Below are 19,898 nucleotides of genomic sequence, written 5' to 3' on the forward strand. Positions count from 1 at the left end.
TACGAGCACGCCACCTTACGCGTTCGAATGGGACGCGAGTATGTCGGTTACTGACGGGTTTACAGCTGCTTACGCGGTGTACTCGTCGGCGACGGAGAGTGCCGCGTCCAGGACCGCCAGGCCCTCCTTCAGCTCCGCCTCGCTGACCGTCAGGGGCGGCACCACATGCGTCCGGTTCATGTTCACGAACGGCCAGATGCCGCCCGCCTTCGCGGCGGCGGCGAAGGCGGCCATCGGCGCGTTCGCCTCCCCGGCCGCGTTGTACGGCACCAGCGGCTCGCGCGTCTCGCGGTCGCGCACCAGCTCCAGCGCCCAGAACATGCCCACGCCGCGCACCTCGCCGACGCTCGGGTGCCGCTCGGCGAGCGCCCGCAGCTCCGGTTCGACGACGGACGCGCCCAGCCGGGCCGCGTTCTCGACCACGCCCTCCTCCGCCATGACGCCGATCGTCGCCACGGCGGCGGCGCAGGCCAGCGGGTGACCCGAGTAGGTCAGACCGCCGGGGTAGGGCCGCTTCCCGAAGGTGTCCGCGATCGCGCCGGAGATCGCCACGCCGCCCAGCGGCACATAGCCGCTGTTCACGCCCTTGGCGAAGGTCAGCAGGTCGGGCGTGACGCCGAACAGGTCGGCGGCGAACCACTCGCCCGTCCGCCCGAACCCGGCCATGACCTCGTCCAGGACGAAGACGATCCCGTGCTGGTCGCAGAGCTCGCGCACCCCGGCCAGGTAGCCGGGCGGCGGGACCATGATCCCGGCGGTGCCCGGGACGGTCTCCAGGATGATCGCCGCGATGGTCGACGGGCCCTCGAAGGCGATCGTCGTCTCCAGGTGCTCCAGCGCCCGGGCGCACTCCTGCTCCTCGGTCTGCGCGTAGAAGCGCGAGCGGTAGAGGTAGGGCGCCCAGAAGCGCACCACCCCGGCCGTGCCGCTGTCGGAGGCCCAGCGGCGCGGGTCGCCGGTGACGTTCACGGCCTGCTGGGTGCCGCCGTGGTATGAGCGGTAGGCCGAGAGCACCTTCGGGCGGCCCGTGTGCAGCCGGGCCATCCGGATCGCGTGCTCGACGGCGTCGGCGCCGCCGTTGGTGAAGAAGATCTTGTCCAGGTCGCCCGGGGTCCGCTCGGCGATCAGCCGGGCCGCCTCCGACCGCGCCTCGACGGCGAACGCCGGCGCGAAGGTGGCCAGCCGGCCCGCCTGCTCCTGGATCGCGGCGACGACCTTGGGGTGCTGGTAGCCGACGTTGGTGTAGACGAGCCCGCTGGAGAAGTCGAGGTAGCGCCGGCCCTCGTAGTCCCAGAAGTACGACCCCTCGGCACCGGCGACGGCGAGCGGGTCGATGAGCTCCTGGGCGGACCAGGAGTGGAACACGTGGGCGCGGTCGGCGGCCTTCACGGCGGCGCCGGCTTCGGGGTTCGGCTGAGGGGTCATGCGGGCGAGCGTAGGCGGGCGGGGGCGGGCGGTGGTATCGGCGGCCTGTCTGGCGTCGGACGCAATCCGCGACAGGTTGTCCATGCGGGGAGCGATGCGCGGGGCGATTGATTGACAGCCTGCTGTCGAGATGTCAGGATGCTGTCATAAGGCACAGGGTCCGAGGAGGAACCATGAACGCCACCGCAGGCCGCAAGCCCGTCCATCTCGCCGTCTACGACACCCTCGCCGACTGGGAGACCGGCCACGCCACGGCCCACCTTGCCCGCTCCGGCCACGAGATCCGCACGGTCGGCCCGTCCACTGCCCCCGTCACCAGCATCGGCGGCCTGCGCATCCGGCCCGACCTGGCCCTGGACGACGTGCGGCCCGAGGACAGCTCCCTGCTGATCCTCTCGGGCGCCGACCTCTGGGACACCTCCGACGACCTCGCGCCCTTCGCCCGCACGGCCCGGGCCTTCCTGGCGGCGGGCGTCCCGGTCGCGGCGATCTGCGGCGCCACCGCCGGACTGGCCCGGGAAGGCCTGCTCGACGACCGGGCGCACACCAGCGCGGTCTCCTTCTACCTCGCCGCGACCGGCTACGCGGGCGGCGCGCGCTACGTCGAGACCGACGCCGTCACCGACGCGGGCCTGGTCACCGCCGGCCCGACCGAGCCCGTCGCCTTCGCCCGGGAGATCCTGCGGCTGCTCGGGGTCTACGAGGGCGAGGTGCTGGACGCCTGGTACCGGCTCTTCCACGACTCCGACGCGTCGGCGTACGCCGTGCTGGAGAAGGCCGGGGCGCTGTGAGCCGGGAGCGTCAGGAACTGCTCAGCCGCAGCGCCCTCGGGGCGTTCCGGCTGAACGGCCAGTTCCTCGCCGTCGCGGAGGAACTGGCCCGGCCGGCCGGGCTCACCGCCGCCTGGTGGCAGGTGCTCGGCGCGGTCCTCGGCGAGCCGCTGCCCGTCTCGGGCATCGCCCGCGCCATGGGGATCACGCGCCAGAGCGTGCAGCGCATCGCCGATCTGCTGGTGGAGCGCGGTCTCGCGGAGTACCGGCCCAATCCGGCGCACCGCCGGGCCAAGCTGCTCGCCCCGACCGGGGAGGGCCGGGCGGCGATCGCCCGGATCGACCCGGGGCACGCGGCCTTCGCCGACCGGCTCGCGGAGGAGTTCGGGGAGGCGGAACTGGCGGAGGCGGTGCGGGTGCTGGAACGCCTGTCGAAGGTGCTCGACGGGACCGGTCCGCCTGTTACGGAACCGTAGACGTCTCCCAGGTCGTCCGGCCCGGGCCCCGCACCGGCCGAGGTGTGCCCCGCCCGGCGAACGAAGGCGCCGGAAGCGACCAGCAAGCCCGGACGGCTCGGTCGTGATCGTGCTCGAACTCGGGTCGGTGCGTGCGTCTTCCGGCCGGCCGCGATCATCACCTGCGTGATCTCTCGCATGTGGGCGGGATCGGCTCGCGCGGGTTGGTTCGCTACGCCGGTCGCCGACGCGACCGCCCTGGTGCTCGGCCCAGGCTCACGGAGCGGGAAACGCCTTCTCGCCGTTCCTCGCCCGCGAGGGGTGGGCGTACCGTGACGACGTGGCAAATGACGACCTGGGGCGCACGCTGCGCCGTCTGCGCCGGCTGGCCTCCCTGACCCAAGAGGAACTGGCCGACCGTTCCGGCGTATCCGTCGATGTGATCCGTCAGCTCGAACAACGCCGGAAGCACTCGGCACGGCTGCCTACGCTGCACGCCTTGGCCAACGGGCTGGGGGTGGAGCTGACCACGCTCCTGGGCGATCCGCCGGCAGTCTCCTCAAGCGGTGAGAACGACGGACCACGCTTCGTGGCCGTGCGGCGGGCCCTCATGCCTGTGCTCTGGGGCCCGGAACCACAGGCGCCGGGGCCCGAGTTCACCCTGGACGAGTTGCGCGGGCGCATCGCAGACGGCTGGACGCAGTACCACGCCGCCGAGTTCGACGCCGTGATGAAGGCACTCCCGGATTTGATCGCTGACGCGCGTTCTGCCACAGCGTGGGGCGAAGAGCACGACCGCCGCGCGGGTTTCGCGGCCCTGGGCAAGGCCCTCCAGCTCGCCGGGCACGTTGCGGTACGGATGGGCAAGACGGACCTCGCGCTGACGAGTCTGGAGCGGGCGACAGATGCGGCGAGGCAATCGTCTGACCCTCTGCTGCTACCGATGGTCGTCAACTCCATCGCATGGACGTACCAGAGGCAGGGACGTCTGGAGGACGCGTTGCACATCGCCCTCCGTGCCGCCGCCGACATGGCGGCAGCGGGCCACGGCGGAACAGCCGACGGCCTGAAGGTCTGGGGGGCTCTCACCATGAGCGCCGCCACCTCGGCCGCACGGAGCGGCGACTACGAGCGGGCAGCGGCGATGATGGAGACAGCGGAGAAGGAGGCCGCGCGTGTCTCTCAGCTCCCCGAAAGCGGCGACAACCGCATGGTGAGCGTGTTCAGCCCTTCATCGGTCCGCATCGAACGCGTCCGGCTTGCCGTCCAGTACGGCCACCCGCATGACGCGTTGGCGATCGCCAAAGGCATGCGACTCAGCAAGGACACGCCTCCGTCATGGCGAACGTGGTTGCTGCTCGACGTCGCCCGCGCTCACACGGACATCGGTGACGCCGCCGGCGCAGTGAAGACCCTGGAATCCCTGCGCCGTGTGGCCCCGACCTGGATGCAGCACCACACGTTGGCCGTGGCGATCGTTCGAGATCTGTGGGCGCTGCCCAACCACCCCACAGGACTTGCAGCATTGGCGCAGTTCCTGGGCGTCGACGAATAGCATCGCGAAACTGGGACGTCACATCCCTGTCACTCTGTGTAGCTCGGCGATTCCATAGCCGGACAGCGCCCCGGCGACCGCTGACACGGCCCCGGGGGATGGCCGACTGCAAGGAGTCGACGCGATGCACCGTACCGCCGCAGCAACCCAGCCGTCAGGATCGCCCAGAGCTTCCCTCGAAGTACCCGCCGGCGTGGTAGCCGCCCTGCTGCCCGCCGCCGCGGACGCGACCGAGGACCAGCTACGCGGCGCCTGCTGCGTCTGGTGCGAGGACGGGCCGCTGAACGCCGAGACGGCCGTCGACCTCGGCGGGCAGAAGTCACCGGCAGGCAGCTGGTTCCCTCGCGCCTGCCAGTCCTGCGCATCCGCATGGGCGCACCGCGGCCTGTTCGAGCACGCCCCGATGTGCGAGCAGTGCACGGACGACGCGAGCCGCTGCGAGGTCGGGCTGATCCTGTACCGGCTGGTCCGCCAGGGGCGCTGGCCGTAAATCTCAAGCTCCCCGCCCGGCCGGTGAGTCCCGCGAAGAACCCCGGCCGGGCGGGGCCGTCCCCATCCGCTACCAGCGAAGGAGATCACCGTGAGCGTACCTTTCCCCGAGCCCGGCCCGACGCCTCCCGACGCGTTACCGGAACTCGCCCGCATGCTCATCACCGACGAGCGGTTCGCCGGCGTCCGCGGCACGGTCATGGACGCCAACCCGGACATGTCCGAGGAGATGGCCGGCCGGATCGTCGACGAGGCGCTGAAGTTCGTCGCGGCCTGCGCGAAGAACCCCGGCGTGGGCCTGGCCCCGTCGCGCATCGTGGACGAGGGCTGGCACGCCCTCATCCTGCACACCGCGACGTACGCCGAGCTGTGCGAGGCCCTCGGCGGCTTCGTGCACCACTTCCCGGGCTACGACCCCACGAACTACGATCCACCGATCCTGGACCGGACCCGCGAGAAGATCGCCGCGCTGGGGTGGGAGGCGGACGCGGAACTGTGGGGGCCGCCGTCCGACGAGACCCTGACGTCGGTCGCGGCCAAGTGCCAGCACGCCCCCGAGTGCACCATCGTCGTCACGCCGAAGCCGAAGCCCGGCGTGGCATAGCCTGCCCGTGAAGGGAGGCACCGTGTCCGAATGGATCGACGCGCGGTACGCGGAGATGGTCGCAGCGTGGAAGCGTGCGCAGCAGCCGGAATCCCGTGACCCGCAGCCCAGGCCCGTGCGGGGGTTCGTCATCCCGCCGAAGTCTGACCGGCAGTAGCCCTCGCGAGACGGGACAGCACAGGGAACGGCCCCCGGAACTCCCGGGGGCCGTTGCCGTGGGTGACTGAGGTGGGCAGTTCCTCACGCACCAGCCGCAGTGCTCGCGGTAGGTACGCGGCGGCGAGAAGTTGACGGCGGACCACCGGTCGGCACACGCGTCTCGCGGATGACGCGCCACGGGGTGGACCTGAAGTCTCCGGCCTGGACTGGATGGACGGTGAGAACTGCTGCTTCTCGCCTCTGGACGGCCGGTAGAGTCCTCGGTCAGTTGCTCGCGTTTTGGGGGGAAGGCGGCTGCGCGATGGAGACGTTGGGGCCGGGGGATCCGCAGGGCATCGGCGCCTATCGGCTGCTGGCGCGGCTCGGGGCGGGCGGCATGGGACACGTGTACCTGGCCCGCTCGGAGCGGGGCCGTACCGTCGCCGTGAAGCTGGTCCGCGAGGAACTGGCGGCGCAGGAGGAGTTCCGGGAGCGGTTCCGGCAGGAGGTGCGGGCCGCGCGCCGGGTCGGCGGGTACTGGACCGCGCCGGTGCTGGACGCGGACACCGAGGCCCCCGTGCCCTGGGTCGCCACCGGGTACGTCGCCGGGCCGAGCCTGCAGCAGGTCGTCGGGCACGACCACGGGGCGCTGCCGGAGCGGACGGTCCGCATCCTCGCGGCCGGGCTCGCGCACGCGCTCAAGGACATCCACGCGGCCGGCATCGTCCACCGCGACCTCAAGCCGTCCAACGTGCTCGTCACCATCGACGGGCCGCGCGTCATCGACTTCGGTATCGCACGCGCCCTGGAGACGGTGACCGACGGTGGGCTCACGCGCACCGGTGCGCTCGTCGGATCGCCCGGGTTCATGGCGCCCGAGCAGGTGCGGGGCGACCGCATCACCCCGGCGTGCGACGTCTTCTGCCTCGGCTCGGTCCTCGCCTACGCCGCCACCGGCAAACTGCCGTTCGGCACCGCCAACAGCGGTGTGCACGCCCTGATGTTCCGCATCGCCCAGGAGGAACCGGATCTGGAGGGCGTGCCGGAGGGCATCGCCGACCTGGTCCGCGACTGCCTGCGCAAGGACCCCGCCGCCCGGCCGACCCTCGACCACGTCCTGCGGCGCACGGGCGCGGACGACACCGTCTCCGACGGCCGCGCCCTCGACCCGTGGCTCCCGAGCGCCCTGGTGGCCCAACTGGGCCGACACGCGGTCCGCCTGCTCGACGCGGAAAACCCGGAGGGCGCCCCGGATCTGGCCGGGGCGGGCCCGGGGGACGGGGTGTGGTCCGGGCGTGACGGTGAGGGGTCCGCGGACCCGGGCCGCCGTGGCCCGGGCGGGGGCCCCGGCCCCCATGGCGCGAGCCACCGGGACCCCGGCCTCGGCAGCGGCGCCGACGCGGCCGGCCGGCCACGCTCCGGTGCAGCCGCTCAGCCGGGCCCCGTTTCCGCCCCCGCCGGCTCTCCTCGCCCCGCCGCCCCGCCCGCCGCCGGGCCAGTCCCCCCGCCGATCCCCGCCCAGGGCCCCGCACCCGACCAGACGACAGCCCCGACCCCGAGCCCACCGAACCGCCCCGCCCCCAACGCCGCGACCCCCTCGACTCCCGCCGGCGTCGGGGGGCCTGGAGGTCCTGCGGGCCACGGCGGTCCTGGCGGTCCCGGGGGACCTGCGGGTCCTGCCGGTCCTGCGGGTCCTGCGGGTCCTGCGGGTCCTGCGGGCCACGGTGGTCCCGGCGGACTTGTCGGTCCGGCCGGCCACGGCGCTCCCGCTGGCCATGGCGCTCCGGGCGAACCTAGCGGTCCTGCCGCCCACGGCGGCCCCGGCGGACCTGCCGGTCCTGCGGGTCCTGCGGGCCACGGTGGTCCCGGCGGACCTGCCGGTCCTGCGGGTCCTGCGGGCCACGGTGGTCCCGGCGGACTTGTCGGTCCGGCCGGCCACGGCGCTCCCGCTGGCCATGGCGCTCCGGGCGAACCTAGCGGTCCTGCCGCCCACGGCGGTCCCGGCGGACCTACCGGTCCTGCCGCCCACGGCGCTCCCGGCGGTCCTGTTGGCCACGGTGGTCCTGGTGGTCCTGGCGGTCCTGGCGGTCCTGCGGGTCACGGCGGTCCCGGGGGACCTGGCGGTCCCGGCGGAGCTGTCGGTCCCGGCGGCCACGGCGGTTCCGGGCCCGGCCCCGTTTCCGGTGGAGGCTTCGGGGCTGTTGCCGGCGGAGGCAGTGGGCCCGGTGCCACGCCTGAGCATGCGCCCGTCGCCGACGCGTCGGGGCCTGGTGCTGTCCCCGGGCCGCCTCCGCCCGCTCCGCCGGGGGCCGGGACGCCTCTCAGTCATCTGCCCACCCTGGTCGCGGGCCAGGGCCGGGCCGCCCCCGTGCCGCCGCCGGCCGCGTCCCCCGGCCCGGGCGTCCCGCCGCAGGCCCAGACGCCCCCGCCGCCGTATCCGGCCTACGGCTACCCGCAGCAGCACCCCCAGCCCGGCCCTCCGGGCGGTGCGCCGTACCCCGGCTACGGCGGCCTCGGCCCGACCCCGCCGTACGGCCCCGGGCAGGAGCCGCACCGGCGTGACGGCCGGTCCACCGCGCTGCTCGTCGTGATCGCCCTGGTCGTCGCGCTGGCGGCGGGCGGGACCGTGTACGCGCTGATGCAGGGCGGCGCCGACCGGGGCGACGGGGACGCCACGCCCACCCCGACGCCGACCGTGAGCACCGACGTCTCCCCGACGACCTCCCAGGACCCTTCGCCCCCACCGTCCCCTTCCCCCTCGGACGGGGCCGTCCCGGCGGCGTACCTCGGCACCTGGAGCACGACCATCGACAACGCCGACGGACAGCACAGCCGCCGGCTCACCCTCCAGCAGGGCGAGCCGGGCGACACGGTCCTGTCCCTCGTGGCGGACGGCCCGACCAAGGACGGCGGCACCTACCACTGCGTCTTCGAGGGCGAACTGACCACCGCCCCCGGCGCCGACGGCCCGCTGAAGATCGGCCCGTCCACCGTGACCGTCGGGCAGCCGCGCACCGCCTGCACCCCGGGCGCGGCCACCGAGATCACCGTCCTCCCGGACGGCACGCTCCAGCGCACCAACACCAGCACCGGGGAACGGCTGACGTACACGAGGCAGTGACGAACTCCCGCACCGCGGCGCATCCTTGACGGGCCGGCACCCCCAGCCCCGGGAGGACACATGCGCCCCAGCAGGAGAACGGTCCTGACCGCGACGGCGGCGACCGCGACGGCGGGAGCGGCGGTGACCGGCCCGGCCGAGGCCGCACCCCGCCCCGGCACCGGCCGCCCTCCCGCGACCGCCCAGCGCCCCGGCCGCGAACTGCGCGCCCTGTTACGGGAGATCGACCCGCGCCGCATCGAGGCGACCATCCACAAGCTGGTCTCCTTCGGCACCCGCCACACCCTCTCCTCGCAGGACGACCCGGTGCGCGGCATCGGCGCGGCCCGCGACTGGCTGCTGTCCGAACTCCGCTCGTACGCCGCCGCGTCCGGCGGCCGGATGACCGCCGAACCGCAGTCGTACGTCCAGGAACCGGCCCCGCGCATCCCCACCGCCACCCGCATCACCAACGTCGTCGCCACCCTGCGCGGCTCGGTCACGCCCGACCGGGTCTACGTCGTCGCCGGGCACTACGACTCCCGCGTCACCGACGTCATGGACGCCACGTCCGACGCGCCCGGCGCGGACGACGACGCCTCGGGCGTGGCCGTCGTCCTGGAACTGGCCCGGGTGCTGGCCCGCCGCCGCCCGGCCTCGACGATCGTGTTCGCGGCGGTGGCGGGGGAGGAGCAGGGCCTGTACGGCTCGGCCCACCTGGCGCAGCGGCTGAAGGCGGCAGGGGCGGACGTCCAGGGCATGTTCACCAACGACATCGTCGGCAGCTCCACGGCGGACGACGGCACACGGGACCCGTACACGATCCGGCTGTTCGCCGAGGGCGTGCCGTCCTCGGAGACCCCCGAGCAGGCCGCGGTGCGCCGCTCGGTCGGCGGCGAGAACGACTCCGCGACGCGCCAACTGGCCCGGTTCGTCCGTGACGTGGCCGACAACGACGCGACCGGCATGCGCGTCCGCGTGATCCACCGCCGCGACCGCTACCGCAGGGGCGGCGACCACATCCCGTTCCTCGAACGCGGCTACCCGGCGGCCCGCTTCACCGAACCGGCCGAGGACTTCGCCCACCAGCACCAGGACGTGCGCGTGGACGAGACGGGCAAGCAGTACGGCGATCTGCCCCAGTTCTGCGACCCGGACTTCACGGCACGCGTGGCCCGGGTCAACGCGGCGACGCTGTGGACCCTCGCCCAGGCCCCGGGCACCCCGCGCGGCGCGAGGATCCTCACCTCCACCCTCACGAACGCGACGGAACTGGTGTGGACCCGGGGACCCGAACCCGGTCTCGCGGGTTACGAGGTGGTCTGGCGGGAGACCACGTCGCCGGAGTGGACCCATGTCGTCCCGGTGGGCGACGTGACGAGCCACGAGATGGACCTGTCCAAGGACAACGTGTTCTTCGGGGTGCGTGCGGTCGGCACCTCGGGCCTGCGCAGCCCGGTCGCCTTCCCCGACCCGGCGTGACGCAACCACGTCCCGGCCGCCCGGGCCCTCACCGGGGCTCCGGCGGCCGTTGCCGGGGCATGTTCGGCCGGGCCCCGCCGTGCGGCGGCACGGCGAACCTGCCGTTCACGCCGCCCGCGTCCGCCGGCCGGCCCCCGCCCGGGAACACCACCGCCTGCACCCCCACCGGCGCGCACCCGCCGCGGAACTCCCCCATCCAGTCGGCCGTCTCCACGCGCACCAGCTCGGTGACGTCCTCGGAGAACCTCCGCAGCACCCCCAGGCACCGCTCGGCCGCCTCCCCGGCCGTGCCCTCCGTCGGACCCAGCACCTCCCGCACGCTCTCGGCCGCCCAGTCGAACTGCAGGGCCTGCAACCGCCGCTGCACGGCCTGCGCGGTCGCCACGTCCCGCATCCACCCGGACGTCAGCCCGAAGCACCGGTCGACCGCCACGCACGCCACCGCCAGCAGCAGCGCCAGACACCCCCAGGGCGCGATCCCGCCCGCCACCCCGGTCAGGTCCAGCAGGGGCAGCGCCACCCCGGTCACCGCCCCCGCCGCGGCCCCGCAGCGCAGCCCCCGCGCGCACCGCCGCTTCCACACCCGGTCCGCCAGGTACCAGGCCGCCGTGTGCAGCGCCCCGCGCTCCACCCACCGGTACAGCTCGTCCAGCCGGGCCGCCGGCTCGCCCCAGTCACCGAGCGGAAGGGGCCGCCCGGTCAGATCGCCCGGCCGCGGCCGGGCCGCCTGCTCGCCCCGCCCGTCCTGAGGCGGCCCCTCGGGCTGCATCTCCGGCTGACCCACCCGGCACTCCCTACTGACCACGAACGACCACGCACCGTGCGCTCATCGATCACGCTGCGCGACCCACCGACCCGACGACCGACCCACGTGACACACCTGACACGCACGACACGTGAGGTCCGCGTCCGGAACGCGCCGGACCCTTCCTACCCCCCTATGGGTGGCGAAGGCGTGGCTTTCGCCGCTTTTCCGCCCGGAAGTATTCCTTGATCGGTTATGGGGCGCGAGGGGGAGTCACTCGAAAGAGTGCTGGGGCGACGGCAGGCCCGACCACGTAGGCTCGTGCCGAACGGGAAAACCCGTACCGAGCAAGGAGCTGATCGTGATCCCCGGTGGTGGCCAGCCCAACATGCAGCAGTTGCTTCAGCAGGCCCAGAAGATGCAACAGGACCTGGCGCGGGCGCAGGAGGAACTGGCGCAGACGGAGGTCGACGGGCAGGCGGGCGGCGGTCTGGTGAAGGCCACCGTCACCGGCTCCGGCGAGCTGCGCGCCCTGAAGATCGACCCGAAGGCGGTGGACCCGGAGGACACCGAGACCCTCGCCGACCTGGTCGTGGCGGCCGTGCAGGCGGCCAACGAGAACGCCCAGGCGCTCCAGCAGCAGAAGCTGGGCCCGCTCGCGCAGGGCCTGGGCGGCGGCATCCCCGGCCTGCCGTTCTGACCCCGCGTACCGCCTTCCTCGGACAGGCGGCTGACAACTACGGTACGTACGGGAGGTCGCGTACCGGCCTCGAAGACCCAGAAAGGGCAGTCCGTTGTACGAAGGCGTGGTCCAGGACCTGATCGACGAGCTGGGGCGGCTGCCCGGCGTCGGTCCCAAGAGCGCCCAGCGGATCGCCTTCCACATCCTCCAGGCCGAGCCGACGGACGTACGGCGTCTCGCGCAGGCCCTGATGGAGGTCAAGGCGAAGGTCCGCTTCTGCGCGACCTGCGGCAACGTCGCGCAGGAGGAGCTGTGCAACATCTGCCGCGACACCCGCCGCGACCCGGCCGTCATCTGCGTGGTCGAGGAGCCCAAGGACGTCGTGGCGATCGAGCGCACGCGTGAGTTCCGGGGGCGGTACCACGTCCTGGGCGGCGCGATCAGCCCCATCGACGGGGTGGGCCCGGACGACCTGCGCATCAGGGAGCTGCTGGCCCGGCTCGCCGACGGCACCGTCACGGAGCTCATCCTCGCCACGGACCCGAATCTGGAGGGCGAGGCGACGGCGACGTACCTCGCCCGCATGATCAAACCCATGGGCCTGAAGGTCACCCGCCTGGCCAGCGGCCTCCCGGTGGGCGGCGACCTGGAATACGCGGACGAGGTCACGCTCGGCCGCGCCTTCGAGGGGAGACGACTCCTAGATGTCTGACGCCACGCTGCACGCGACCGACCAGAACCCGGACGACTTCGCGGTCCAGATCGCGGACCAGGTCGAGAGCTTCCTGGTCGCCGTCACGGAGGTCGCCAAGGGCGACGAACCGGAATCCGCCGTGCCGTTCCTCCTGCTGGAGGTCTCCCAGCTGCTGCTGGCCGGCGGCCGGCTCGGCGCGCACGAGGACATCGTCCCCGACGAGCGCTACGAGCCGGACACGGGCCCGGACGCGGACGTCGACGAACTCCGCGAGAACCTGGCCCGGCTGCTGGACCCGATCGACGTCTACTCCGAGGTGTTCGACCCCTACGAGCCCCGCAAGGCCCCCGTGCCGGCCCGGATCTCCGACGACCTCACGGACGTCATCACGGACCTGCGCCACGGCATGGCCCACTACCGCGCGGGCCGCACCACCGAGGCCCTGTGGTGGTGGCAGTTCTCGTACTTCTCCAACTGGGGCTCCACCGCGTCGGCCACCCTCCGGGCCCTGCAGTCGGTCCTCGCCCACGTCCGTCTCAACCAGCCCCTCGCCGAGCTCGACGGGCTGGACACGGACCAGGGCATGGGCGACGACACGCTGGAGTTCGAGGCGGGCCGGGTCATGGCGGAGGAGATCGCGGGCCCGCTGGGACTGGACCCGGCCAAGTAGCCGGTCAGATCCGAACGGCCGTACCCGTGACGGCGATTCCGGTGTCCGCGCCCTCCGGCACGGACACCGTGATCACGCTCGGCCGTCCCATGGCGACGCCCTGATGGATCGTCAGGGTCGCTGGCGGCGTGACGAGTCCGAGCTCCCTGAGGTAGCCGCCGAGCGCGGCGGCCGCCGCCCCCGTCGCCGGGTCCTCGACCACACCGCCGGGCGGGAACGGGTTGCGGGCGTGGAAGACGGTGGGGGACTCCCGCCGGATCAGATCGATCGTGGTCCAGCCTTCGCGGGCCATGAGGGCGGCCAGCGCGGGCATGTCGTAGTCCAGGTCGGCCAGCCGGTCGCGGCTCGTGGTGGCGAGGACCGGGTGCCAGGCCCCGCCGAAGGCCGCGCGCGGCGGCAGGTCCGGGTCGAGGTCGGCCGTGGACCAGCCCAGGATCGCCAGGAGTTCGGCCAGTTCCGCCTCGCCGATCGGCGCGGTGCGCGGCGCCACGCTCACCAGGGTCGCCACGAGCGTGCCGTCGGCCGCCCGCTCGGTCGTGACGGGGACCGGGCCCGCCGCCGTGCGCAGCAGCAGGCGTCCGGTGCCGTGCCGCTCGGCGTGGGCCACGGCCGTCGCGACCGTCGCGTGGCCGCAGAACGGCACCTCGGCGAGGGGGCTGAAGTACCGGACGGCCAGGGAGCCGTCGCGGGCCTGCGTGACGAACGCCGTCTCCGAGTAGCCCACTTCGGCCGCCGCCGCCAGCATCGCCGCGTCGTCGGCACCGTCCGCGTCGAGCACCACCCCCGCGGGATTGCCGCCCTCGGGATCCGTGCTGAACGCCACGTAGCGCAGTATCTCCATGGCGCCGAAGGTAACGGGCGTCCACCGAGTCCGCGCCCGGTTTTCCCGCGCCGCGGCCGCCGGGGCGCGATGATGGCCGTATGACGACGGGGCGGGCGAAGGCGTTGACGTGGACGGGGATCGGGCTGTGTGTGGCCGGGGCCCTGGGGCTGCTCGTGGGGGCGGTGCTGGACGTCGAGGCGGCCGACCCCTGGGCCAGTGTGGCCGGCGGTGCCGCCGCGCTGATCGGACTGGCGCTGGTGCTGTACGGGGGGACGAAGGGCGCGCCCGGCGGGACGTCGGTCAGCGCGGGCGGCGCCCGGTCGGTCGCCGCCGGCGGGAACATCGGCACGGCCTCGACGGGCGACGGCCCGCGCACCCCGCCTCCCGCGACCCCGCCTCCCGCGACCCCGCCTTCCGCAACCCCGCCGTCCCCGCCTTCGTCCGGCCCGGCGGTCCCGCCCTCGTCCGGCCCGCCGGCCCCGCGGACCGTGACCGCCTCCGGTGAGCGTGCGATCGCCGCGGGCGGTGACATCGGCTCCGCCTCCACCGGCGACGATCCCGGCACCGGCGGCGACGGGACCTCACCCTGAGTGAGCCGGCGCCACGCGCCGCGGGGTGCTTGTGACGCCGGGCACTTTCTCGCGTGGCCCGTGCCCAGATGGGCATGAGCCCCTCTGGACGGGCGCCGGATCTCACGATGCGATATCGCGGAGGGGTTTTTCGGACGCTCGTTAGACTGAGCCGACCGCGGTACGAATGCGTATGAGCGGATAGAGACGGATTGAGCGAGGAGCGCACGTGGGCCTTGTCGTGCAGAAGTACGGAGGCTCCTCCGTAGCCGATGCCGAGGGCATCAAGCGCGTCGCCAAGCGGATCGTGGAAGCGAAGCAGAGCGGCAACCAGGTGGTTGCCGTCGTTTCCGCGATGGGCGACACGACGGACGAGCTGATCGATCTCGCCGAGCAGGTTTCCCCGATGCCTGCCGGGCGCGAGCTCGACATGCTGCTGACCGCCGGAGAGCGGATCTCCATGGCCCTGCTGGCCATGGCGATCAAAAAGCTGGGCCACGAGGCCCAGTCGTTCACCGGCAGCCAGGCAGGTGTCATCACCGACTCGGTCCACAACAAAGCCCGGATCATCGACGTCACGCCGGGTCGCATCAAGACCTCGGTGGACGAGGGCAACATCGCGATCGTCGCCGGTTTCCAGGGCGTCAGCCAGGACACCAAGGACATCACCACCCTCGGCCGCGGCGGCTCGGACACCACCGCGGTGGCCCTCGCCGCCGCCCTCGACGCCGACGTGTGCGAGATCTACACCGACGTCGACGGCGTGTTCACCGCCGACCCGCGTGTGGTGAAGAAGGCCCGGAAGATCGACTGGATCTCCTTCGAGGACATGCTCGAACTGGCGGCGTCCGGGTCCAAGGTGCTGCTCCACCGCTGCGTGGAGTACGCCCGCCGGTACAACATCCCGATCCACGTCCGGTCCAGCTTCAGCGGACTGCAGGGCACGTGGGTCAGCAGCGAGCCGATCAATCAAGGGGACAAGCAGGTGGAGCAGGCTCTCATCTCCGGTGTCGCGCACGACACCTCCGAGGCCAAGGTCACGGTCGTCGGCGTGCCGGACAAGCCGGGCGAGGCGGCCTCGATCTTCCGCACGATCGCCGACGCCGAGATCAACATCGACATGGTCGTGCAGAACGTGTCCGCCGCCTCCACGGGCCTGACGGACATCTCCTTCACGCTGCCGAAGACCGAGGGCCGCAAGGCCATCGACGCGCTGGAGAAGAACAAGGCCGGCATCGGCTTCGACTCCCTGCGCTACGACGACCAGATCGGCAAGATCTCCCTCGTCGGCGCCGGTATGAAGACCAACCCGGGCGTCACGGCCGACTTCTTCACGGCCCTGTCCGACGCGGGCGTGAACATCGAGCTGATCTCGACTTCCGAGATCCGCATCTCGGTCGTCACGCGCGCCGACGACGTGCCCGAGGCCGTCCGTGCCGTGCACTCCGCGTTCGGGCTGGACTCCGACAGCGACGAGGCCGTCGTCTACGGAGGCACCGGCCGCTGATGGCCGGATCCGGGCAGACCGGCCGATCGGGCCGGCCCACGCTCGCCGTGGTGGGAGCGACCGGAGCCGTCGGCACGGTCCTCCTCCAGATCCTCTCCCAGCGGGCGGACATCTGGGGCGAGATCCGACTCGTCGCCTCCCCGCGCTCGGCCGGCCGCAAGCTGGCCGTGCGCGGTGAGGAGACCGAGGTCGTCGCGCTCACCGAGGAGGTCTTCGACGGGGCCGACGTCGCCCTGTTCGACGTCCCCGACGAGATCGCCGGGCGGTGGGCGCCGCTGGCCGCCGCCAAGGGCGCGGTGGTGGTCGACAACTCGGGCACGTTCCGGATGGACCCGGACGTGCCCCTCGTCGTGCCCGAGGTCAATCCGCACGCGGTGCGGATGCGCCCGCGCGGCATCATCGCCAACCCCAGCTGCACGACCCTCTCCATGATCGTGGCGCTGGGCGCGCTGCACGCCGAGTTCGGGCTGCGCGAGCTGGTCGCCTCCTCGTACCAGGCCGTCAGCGGCGCGGGGCGCGAGGGCGTGGCGACCCTGCGCCGGCAGCTGTCCCTGGTCGCCGGGACCGAGCTGGGCACCAGCCCCGGTGACGTACGGCGGGCCGTGGGCGACCGCACCGGGCCGTTCCCGGAGCCGGTCGCGCTGAACGTCGTGCCGTGGGCCGGTGAGCCCCGGGACGACGGCTGGTCCTCGGAGGAGCTGAAGGTGCGGGACGAGTCCCGCAAGATCCTCGGACTGCCTGAGCTGCCCGTCGCCGTCACGTGCGTGCGCGTCCCGGTGATCACCACGCACTCCCTGACCGTGCACGCCCGCTTCGAGGGCGAGGTCACCGTCGACAAGGCCCGCGAGATCCTCGCCACGGCGCCCGGTGTCGTGCTGTTCGACAACCCGGCCGCCGGGGAGTTCCCGACCCCCGCCGACGTCGTCGGCACCGACCCGACCTGGGTCGGGCGGGTGCGGCGGGCCCTGGACGATCCGACCGCGCTGGAACTCTTCGTGTGCGGGGACAACCTGCGCAAGGGCTCCGCGCTCAACACCGCCCAGATCGCCGAGCTGGTGGCGGCCGAACTTCCCTGACCGGACGCGCCCGGGCCGCGGGGATCCACCCCGCGGCAAAAGCCCGGGCCGATGTCAGAGGCGGTTTGTAGGATCTGTGGACGACATGTGAGCTGGTCGATGATCCAGACCACTTGTCCCGAGCCCGTCGGCAGCAGAGGATTTATCTCCCCGCTCTCCGCAACCGCGCGGAGGGCGGGGAGCGTCTTTGCGGTCGCCTCTTCGGCCGTGGGAGCGCTTCATCGGGCGTGGGGACGCCTGGAACCGGACGTGGGGACGTCCGTTCACATCTGGACATAGGGGAAGAGCGGGACGCATGAGGGCATGGAATGCACCATCGGTTGTGCTGCCTGACGCGGGTAGACCGCCGACGGCGACGGTCGGCGCGAAAGTGATGCCCGGCACGTACAACCCTCACCGGGGTCAGCGTGTCCAACAGGCGTGGCAGAGGTACTCGACTTCAGCGCGGCACGCGGCACGGTCCTTCGACCGCCCCGTCCGGCGGCTCTCCGACCCCGCATGCCCGGTACGCCCGGTGGCATGCCGGTGATCGCGCCCGTGCCCGCAGCGCGGCCGGCCCGCATCCCGAACCAGCGTGACGGCGCCGAGGACGGTGTCGCGGCCGGTACGACCGTCGACCACCTCACCGAGACCTACCGGGCGCACTACCGCTCGCTGCTGGGTCTCGCCGCCCTCCTCCTCGACGACACGGCCTCCTGCGAGGACGTCGTCCAGGAGGCCTTCATCCGTGTCCACTCCGCGCGCAAGCGGGTCCGCGACCCCGAGAAGACCCTGGCGTACCTGCGCCAGACGGTCGTCAACCTCTCGCGCTCGGCGCTGCGCCGCCGCATCCTCGGCCTGAAGCTGCTGTCGAAGCCCATGCCCGACATGGCCAGCGCCGAGGAAGGCGCCTACGACCAGCTGGAGCGCGACTCCCTCATCAAGGCGATGAAGGGCCTGCAGCGCCGCCAGCGCGAGGTGCTGGTGCTGCGCTACTTCGCGGACATGACCGAGGCGCAGGTCGCCGAGACCCTCGGCATATCGCTGGGCTCGGTCAAGGCGTACGGCTCGCGCGGGATCGCGGCGCTCAGGGTGGCCATGGAGGCCCCGGTATGAGCGCATCGGACGGCGCGCGCCGTGACGGGCGCGACCGGCACGAGCCCTTCGAGTGGCACGAGCCGACCAGGCTGCACGGGCAAGATCCGAAGCAATCGCACGCTGGGAACGGAACTGTGAACCACGGCCCCGACGACCAGGGCCCCCTGGGGCTCGACTCGGACGAGCTGGACCTGCGCACGATGCTGCACCAGGCGGTGCAGGAGGTGGAGCCGCGCGACGGCACGCTGGAGTACCTGCGCAAGGCGGTGCCCCAGCGGCGCACCCGCAAGCGGCAGGCCGTCGTGGGCATGGCCGCCGCCGCGCTCTTCATCGGCACCGCCATTCCCGCCCTCGTCCACGTCTCCAACGTCACCGGCTCCGACGCCAACCCGTCGGTCGCCGGGCACGCCTCGCAGACCCAGGGCGGCGCGAGCGAGGGCAAGGGCCCGGACGGCGGCGAGAGCACCGCGGGCGGCTCCTCGGGCAAGTCCGAGGGCAAGGAGAAGGACGACAAGAAGGAGAAGGAGAAGGGCCAGGGCGGCTCCGGCTCCGGCACCGGCGCGTCCCAGGGCACCGGCCCCTCCTCCACCACCACCGCCGGCATCCCCGCCTGCACCGCGGCCCAGCTCGGCCCGGCGTCCGGGAGCAGCAACGCCCCCGACTCCACCGGCGCCGTCTCCGGCTCCTTCCGCGTCACGAACGTCTCGGGCGCCGCCTGCACGGTCACCGCCCCGGGCTCCGTGAGCGCGCTGGCGCAGGGCGCGGCCGACATCAGCAAGGTCGGCTCGGCCCGGCACACGGCCGGGGACGCGGCGGCGGGCCTGCTGCCCGACCCGTCCCTGGAGGCCGCCGAGCTGGTGCTCCAGCCGGGCCTCGGCTACGACGTCAGGTTCGCCTGGGTGCCCTCGGAGACCTGCCAGCCGGCCGGCGGCAGCGTCGGCGGCCCCGACCCCACCCCCGACCCGACGCCCTCGGAGGACCCGTCGACTACGGCCGGCACCTCCACCGGCGGCGACACGGGCACGGCCCCGCAACTGGCCCGGGAGGACGGCACGGTCGACGGCAGCGTCGCCGTGACCTACACCCCCGGCACGGGCTCGGGCGCGTCCTCGGTCGTCGTCTCCAACGCCTGCGCGGGGACGGTGTACTGGACGGGGATGCTGACGGGGGCGTAGCCGCTCCCGCGCCGGTTCGGTTCGCCCCGGGCCCGGTGCGGGCGGCCGCTACTTCGCGGAGGCCTCCACGGCGACCGGTTCCTCGTCCGGGACCAGGCCCAGGGCCGCGTCCCGGGCGAATTCCACCTCGCGGCGCAGCAACCGGAACCACATGAAGATCACGAAGCCCACGAAGGCGAACCACTCGGCGGTGTAACCGAGGTTCTGGAACGCCTTCAGGTCCAGCCCCGTGTCCGGCGGCGCCGCCGCCGGCACGGCCTTCATCCCCGCGTCGCCCCGCGCCAGCGTGACCCACGCGTCGTACACGTCGTACGGCACCAGGTTCACCAGCGACGCCGCGCTGATCGCCCCGGTCTGCCCGGCCGGCAACCCGCCCTGCGCGCTGACCCCGTTGTCGCCCGGCGTCTCCGACGCCTGCAGCGCCCCGGTCACCGTGACCTCGCCCCGCGGAGCGGCCGGCGCCTTGGCCGGGTCGGCGGTCCCGGGCAGCCATCCGCGCACCACCGGCAGCGCCTCGCCCGAGTCGGTGCGCAGCAGCGTGAGCACGTAGAAGCCCTCGCTGCCGTCGAGCTCCCGGCCCGGCACCAGCAACTGCTTTCCGTAGCGCCCGGTCGCGGTGACCTGCTTGCCGGAGGTCGCCTTGGTCACCGGCAGCATCTCCGCCAGCGGCCGCGGCGCCTCGCGCGCGGCGTCGGAGACCTGCTCGGTCGCCGTGCGATGGTCCTGCACGCGGTCCTCGAACCGGCCCAGCTGCCAGGACCCCATGAAGACGCAGAAAGGGATCGACAGCAGTACGAAGATGTTGATCCCCCACCAGCGGGGCGTCAGCAGAAACCGGTACACACCCCCACGGTACGGGGCT

At 73.1% G+C, this 19,898-nt stretch carries 19 protein-coding genes and 1 pseudogene; 16 read left to right on the forward strand and 4 right to left on the reverse strand.

Features of this window, described 5'->3' with window-relative positions; translation table 11 throughout:
• Window positions 1–69 precede the first annotated feature (69 nt).
• Window positions 70–1,425, reverse strand: a complete 1,356-nt coding sequence (locus CHR28_RS18090; RefSeq protein ID WP_094054680.1) for an aspartate aminotransferase family protein — start codon at window positions 1,423–1,425, stop codon at window positions 70–72.
• 173 nt (window positions 1,426–1,598) lie between these two features.
• Here CHR28_RS18090 and CHR28_RS18095 point away from each other — a divergent pair, with 173 nt between their 5' ends.
• The 8 genes and pseudogenes from CHR28_RS18095 to CHR28_RS18125 all read left to right on the forward strand — a co-directional run bounded on the left by CHR28_RS18095 (window position 1,599) and on the right by CHR28_RS18125 (window position 10,018).
• Window positions 1,599–2,216 (forward strand): DJ-1/PfpI family protein, encoded by a 618-nt coding sequence (locus tag CHR28_RS18095; RefSeq protein WP_094054682.1) that lies wholly within the window; start codon window positions 1,599–1,601, stop codon window positions 2,214–2,216.
• Window positions 2,213–2,671 carry a MarR family winged helix-turn-helix transcriptional regulator gene (locus CHR28_RS18100; RefSeq protein WP_094054683.1) on the forward strand — a complete coding sequence of 153 codons (459 nt, stop codon included), beginning with the start codon at window positions 2,213–2,215 and terminating at the stop codon, window positions 2,669–2,671. The genes CHR28_RS18095 and CHR28_RS18100 overlap by 4 nt, the downstream gene beginning before the upstream one ends.
• 319 nt (window positions 2,672–2,990) lie before the next feature.
• Window positions 2,991–4,205 (forward strand): helix-turn-helix domain-containing protein, encoded by a 1,215-nt coding sequence (locus tag CHR28_RS18105; protein WP_094054684.1) that lies wholly within the window; start codon window positions 2,991–2,993, stop codon window positions 4,203–4,205.
• A gap of 124 nt (window positions 4,206–4,329) precedes the next feature.
• A complete protein-coding gene (locus CHR28_RS18110; RefSeq protein ID WP_094054685.1) occupies window positions 4,330–4,695 on the forward strand; it encodes a hypothetical protein in 366 nt (121 codons plus the stop codon).
• 153 nt (window positions 4,696–4,848) lie between these two features.
• The gene (locus CHR28_RS18115) at window positions 4,849–5,298 is read left to right on the forward strand and encodes a glycine-rich domain-containing protein (protein WP_094054686.1); all 450 of its coding nucleotides are present in this window, start codon (window positions 4,849–4,851) and stop codon (window positions 5,296–5,298) included.
• A gap of 460 nt (window positions 5,299–5,758) precedes the next feature.
• Window positions 5,759–7,162, forward strand: a pseudogene (locus CHR28_RS38795) (serine/threonine-protein kinase); the annotation flags it as partial.
• 642 nt (window positions 7,163–7,804) lie between these two features.
• Window positions 7,805–8,557, forward strand: a complete 753-nt coding sequence (locus tag CHR28_RS38800; RefSeq protein ID WP_306437570.1) for a hypothetical protein — start codon at window positions 7,805–7,807, stop codon at window positions 8,555–8,557.
• Window positions 8,558–8,617: 60 nt separating this feature from the next.
• A complete protein-coding gene (locus CHR28_RS18125) occupies window positions 8,618–10,018 on the forward strand; it encodes a M28 family metallopeptidase (RefSeq protein ID WP_094054688.1) in 1,401 nt (466 codons plus the stop codon).
• Window positions 10,019–10,046: 28 nt separating this feature from the next.
• Here CHR28_RS18125 and CHR28_RS18130 read toward each other — a convergent pair whose 3' ends face one another.
• The gene (locus CHR28_RS18130; protein ID WP_094054689.1) at window positions 10,047–10,802 is read right to left on the reverse strand and encodes an SLATT domain-containing protein; all 756 of its coding nucleotides are present in this window, start codon (window positions 10,800–10,802) and stop codon (window positions 10,047–10,049) included.
• Window positions 10,803–11,124: 322 nt separating this feature from the next.
• Here CHR28_RS18130 and CHR28_RS18135 point away from each other — a divergent pair, with 322 nt between their 5' ends.
• From CHR28_RS18135 to CHR28_RS18145, 3 genes are all read left to right on the forward strand, one after another.
• Window positions 11,125–11,463, forward strand: coding sequence for a YbaB/EbfC family nucleoid-associated protein (locus CHR28_RS18135; protein WP_094054690.1), 339 nt, complete (start codon window positions 11,125–11,127; stop codon window positions 11,461–11,463).
• A 94-nt stretch (window positions 11,464–11,557) separates the two neighbouring features.
• A complete protein-coding gene (gene recR, locus CHR28_RS18140) occupies window positions 11,558–12,157 on the forward strand; it encodes a recombination mediator RecR (RefSeq protein WP_003991835.1) in 600 nt (199 codons plus the stop codon).
• Complete coding sequence (locus CHR28_RS18145; RefSeq protein WP_094054691.1) at window positions 12,150–12,809, forward strand: DUF5063 domain-containing protein; 660 nt, start codon at window positions 12,150–12,152, stop codon at window positions 12,807–12,809. Before recR ends, CHR28_RS18145 begins: the two co-directional genes overlap by 8 nt.
• A gap of 4 nt (window positions 12,810–12,813) precedes the next feature.
• Here CHR28_RS18145 and CHR28_RS18150 read toward each other — a convergent pair whose 3' ends face one another.
• On the reverse strand, window positions 12,814–13,650 hold the full coding sequence (locus CHR28_RS18150) for a PhzF family phenazine biosynthesis protein (RefSeq protein WP_094054692.1): 837 nt from the start codon (window positions 13,648–13,650) through the stop codon (window positions 12,814–12,816).
• Between the two features lie 80 nt (window positions 13,651–13,730).
• On the opposite strand from CHR28_RS18150, the gene CHR28_RS18155 reads away from it, so the two are divergent.
• From CHR28_RS18155 to CHR28_RS18175, 5 genes are all read left to right on the forward strand, one after another.
• A complete protein-coding gene (locus CHR28_RS18155; RefSeq protein ID WP_094054693.1) occupies window positions 13,731–14,222 on the forward strand; it encodes a hypothetical protein in 492 nt (163 codons plus the stop codon).
• A gap of 208 nt (window positions 14,223–14,430) precedes the next feature.
• A complete protein-coding gene (locus CHR28_RS18160; RefSeq protein WP_094054694.1) occupies window positions 14,431–15,708 on the forward strand; it encodes an aspartate kinase in 1,278 nt (425 codons plus the stop codon).
• Window positions 15,708–16,784 carry an aspartate-semialdehyde dehydrogenase gene (locus CHR28_RS18165; protein WP_094054695.1) on the forward strand — a complete coding sequence of 359 codons (1,077 nt, stop codon included), beginning with the start codon at window positions 15,708–15,710 and terminating at the stop codon, window positions 16,782–16,784. Before CHR28_RS18160 ends, CHR28_RS18165 begins: the two co-directional genes overlap by 1 nt.
• Window positions 16,785–17,303: 519 nt before the next feature.
• The gene (locus tag CHR28_RS18170) at window positions 17,304–17,879 is read left to right on the forward strand and encodes a SigE family RNA polymerase sigma factor (protein WP_094054696.1); all 576 of its coding nucleotides are present in this window, start codon (window positions 17,304–17,306) and stop codon (window positions 17,877–17,879) included.
• Between the two features lie 116 nt (window positions 17,880–17,995).
• The gene (locus CHR28_RS18175) at window positions 17,996–19,036 is read left to right on the forward strand and encodes a hypothetical protein (RefSeq protein WP_094054697.1); all 1,041 of its coding nucleotides are present in this window, start codon (window positions 17,996–17,998) and stop codon (window positions 19,034–19,036) included.
• 48 nt (window positions 19,037–19,084) lie between these two features.
• Here CHR28_RS18175 and CHR28_RS18180 read toward each other — a convergent pair whose 3' ends face one another.
• Window positions 19,085–19,879: an SURF1 family protein gene (locus tag CHR28_RS18180; protein WP_094054698.1), complete on the reverse strand. Its 795-nt coding sequence runs from the start codon at window positions 19,877–19,879 to the stop codon at window positions 19,085–19,087.
• Window positions 19,880–19,898: the final 19 nt, after the last annotated feature.

Source organism: Streptomyces sp. XY006 (assembly GCF_002237655.1).
GTDB lineage: Bacteria > Actinomycetota > Actinomycetes > Streptomycetales > Streptomycetaceae > Streptomyces > Streptomyces levis.

Coding starts and splice junctions, on each gene's coding strand:
- CHR28_RS18090 (WP_094054680.1), bottom strand. CDS start 1,425: ATGACCCCTCAGCCGAACCCCGAAGCCGGCGCCGCCGTGAAGGCCGCC.
- CHR28_RS18095 (WP_094054682.1), top strand. CDS start 1,599: ATGAACGCCACCGCAGGCCGCAAGCCCGTCCATCTCGCCGTCTACGAC.
- CHR28_RS18110 (WP_094054685.1), top strand. CDS start 4,330: ATGCACCGTACCGCCGCAGCAACCCAGCCGTCAGGATCGCCCAGAGCT.
- CHR28_RS18115 (WP_094054686.1), top strand. CDS start 4,849: ATGCTCATCACCGACGAGCGGTTCGCCGGCGTCCGCGGCACGGTCATG.
- CHR28_RS18125 (WP_094054688.1), top strand. CDS start 8,618: ATGCGCCCCAGCAGGAGAACGGTCCTGACCGCGACGGCGGCGACCGCG.
- CHR28_RS18145 (WP_094054691.1), top strand. CDS start 12,150: ATGTCTGACGCCACGCTGCACGCGACCGACCAGAACCCGGACGACTTC.
- CHR28_RS18150 (WP_094054692.1), bottom strand. CDS start 13,650: ATGGAGATACTGCGCTACGTGGCGTTCAGCACGGATCCCGAGGGCGGC.
- CHR28_RS18155 (WP_094054693.1), top strand. CDS start 13,731: ATGACGACGGGGCGGGCGAAGGCGTTGACGTGGACGGGGATCGGGCTG.
- CHR28_RS18165 (WP_094054695.1), top strand. CDS start 15,708: ATGGCCGGATCCGGGCAGACCGGCCGATCGGGCCGGCCCACGCTCGCC.
- CHR28_RS18170 (WP_094054696.1), top strand. CDS start 17,304: ATGCCGGTGATCGCGCCCGTGCCCGCAGCGCGGCCGGCCCGCATCCCG.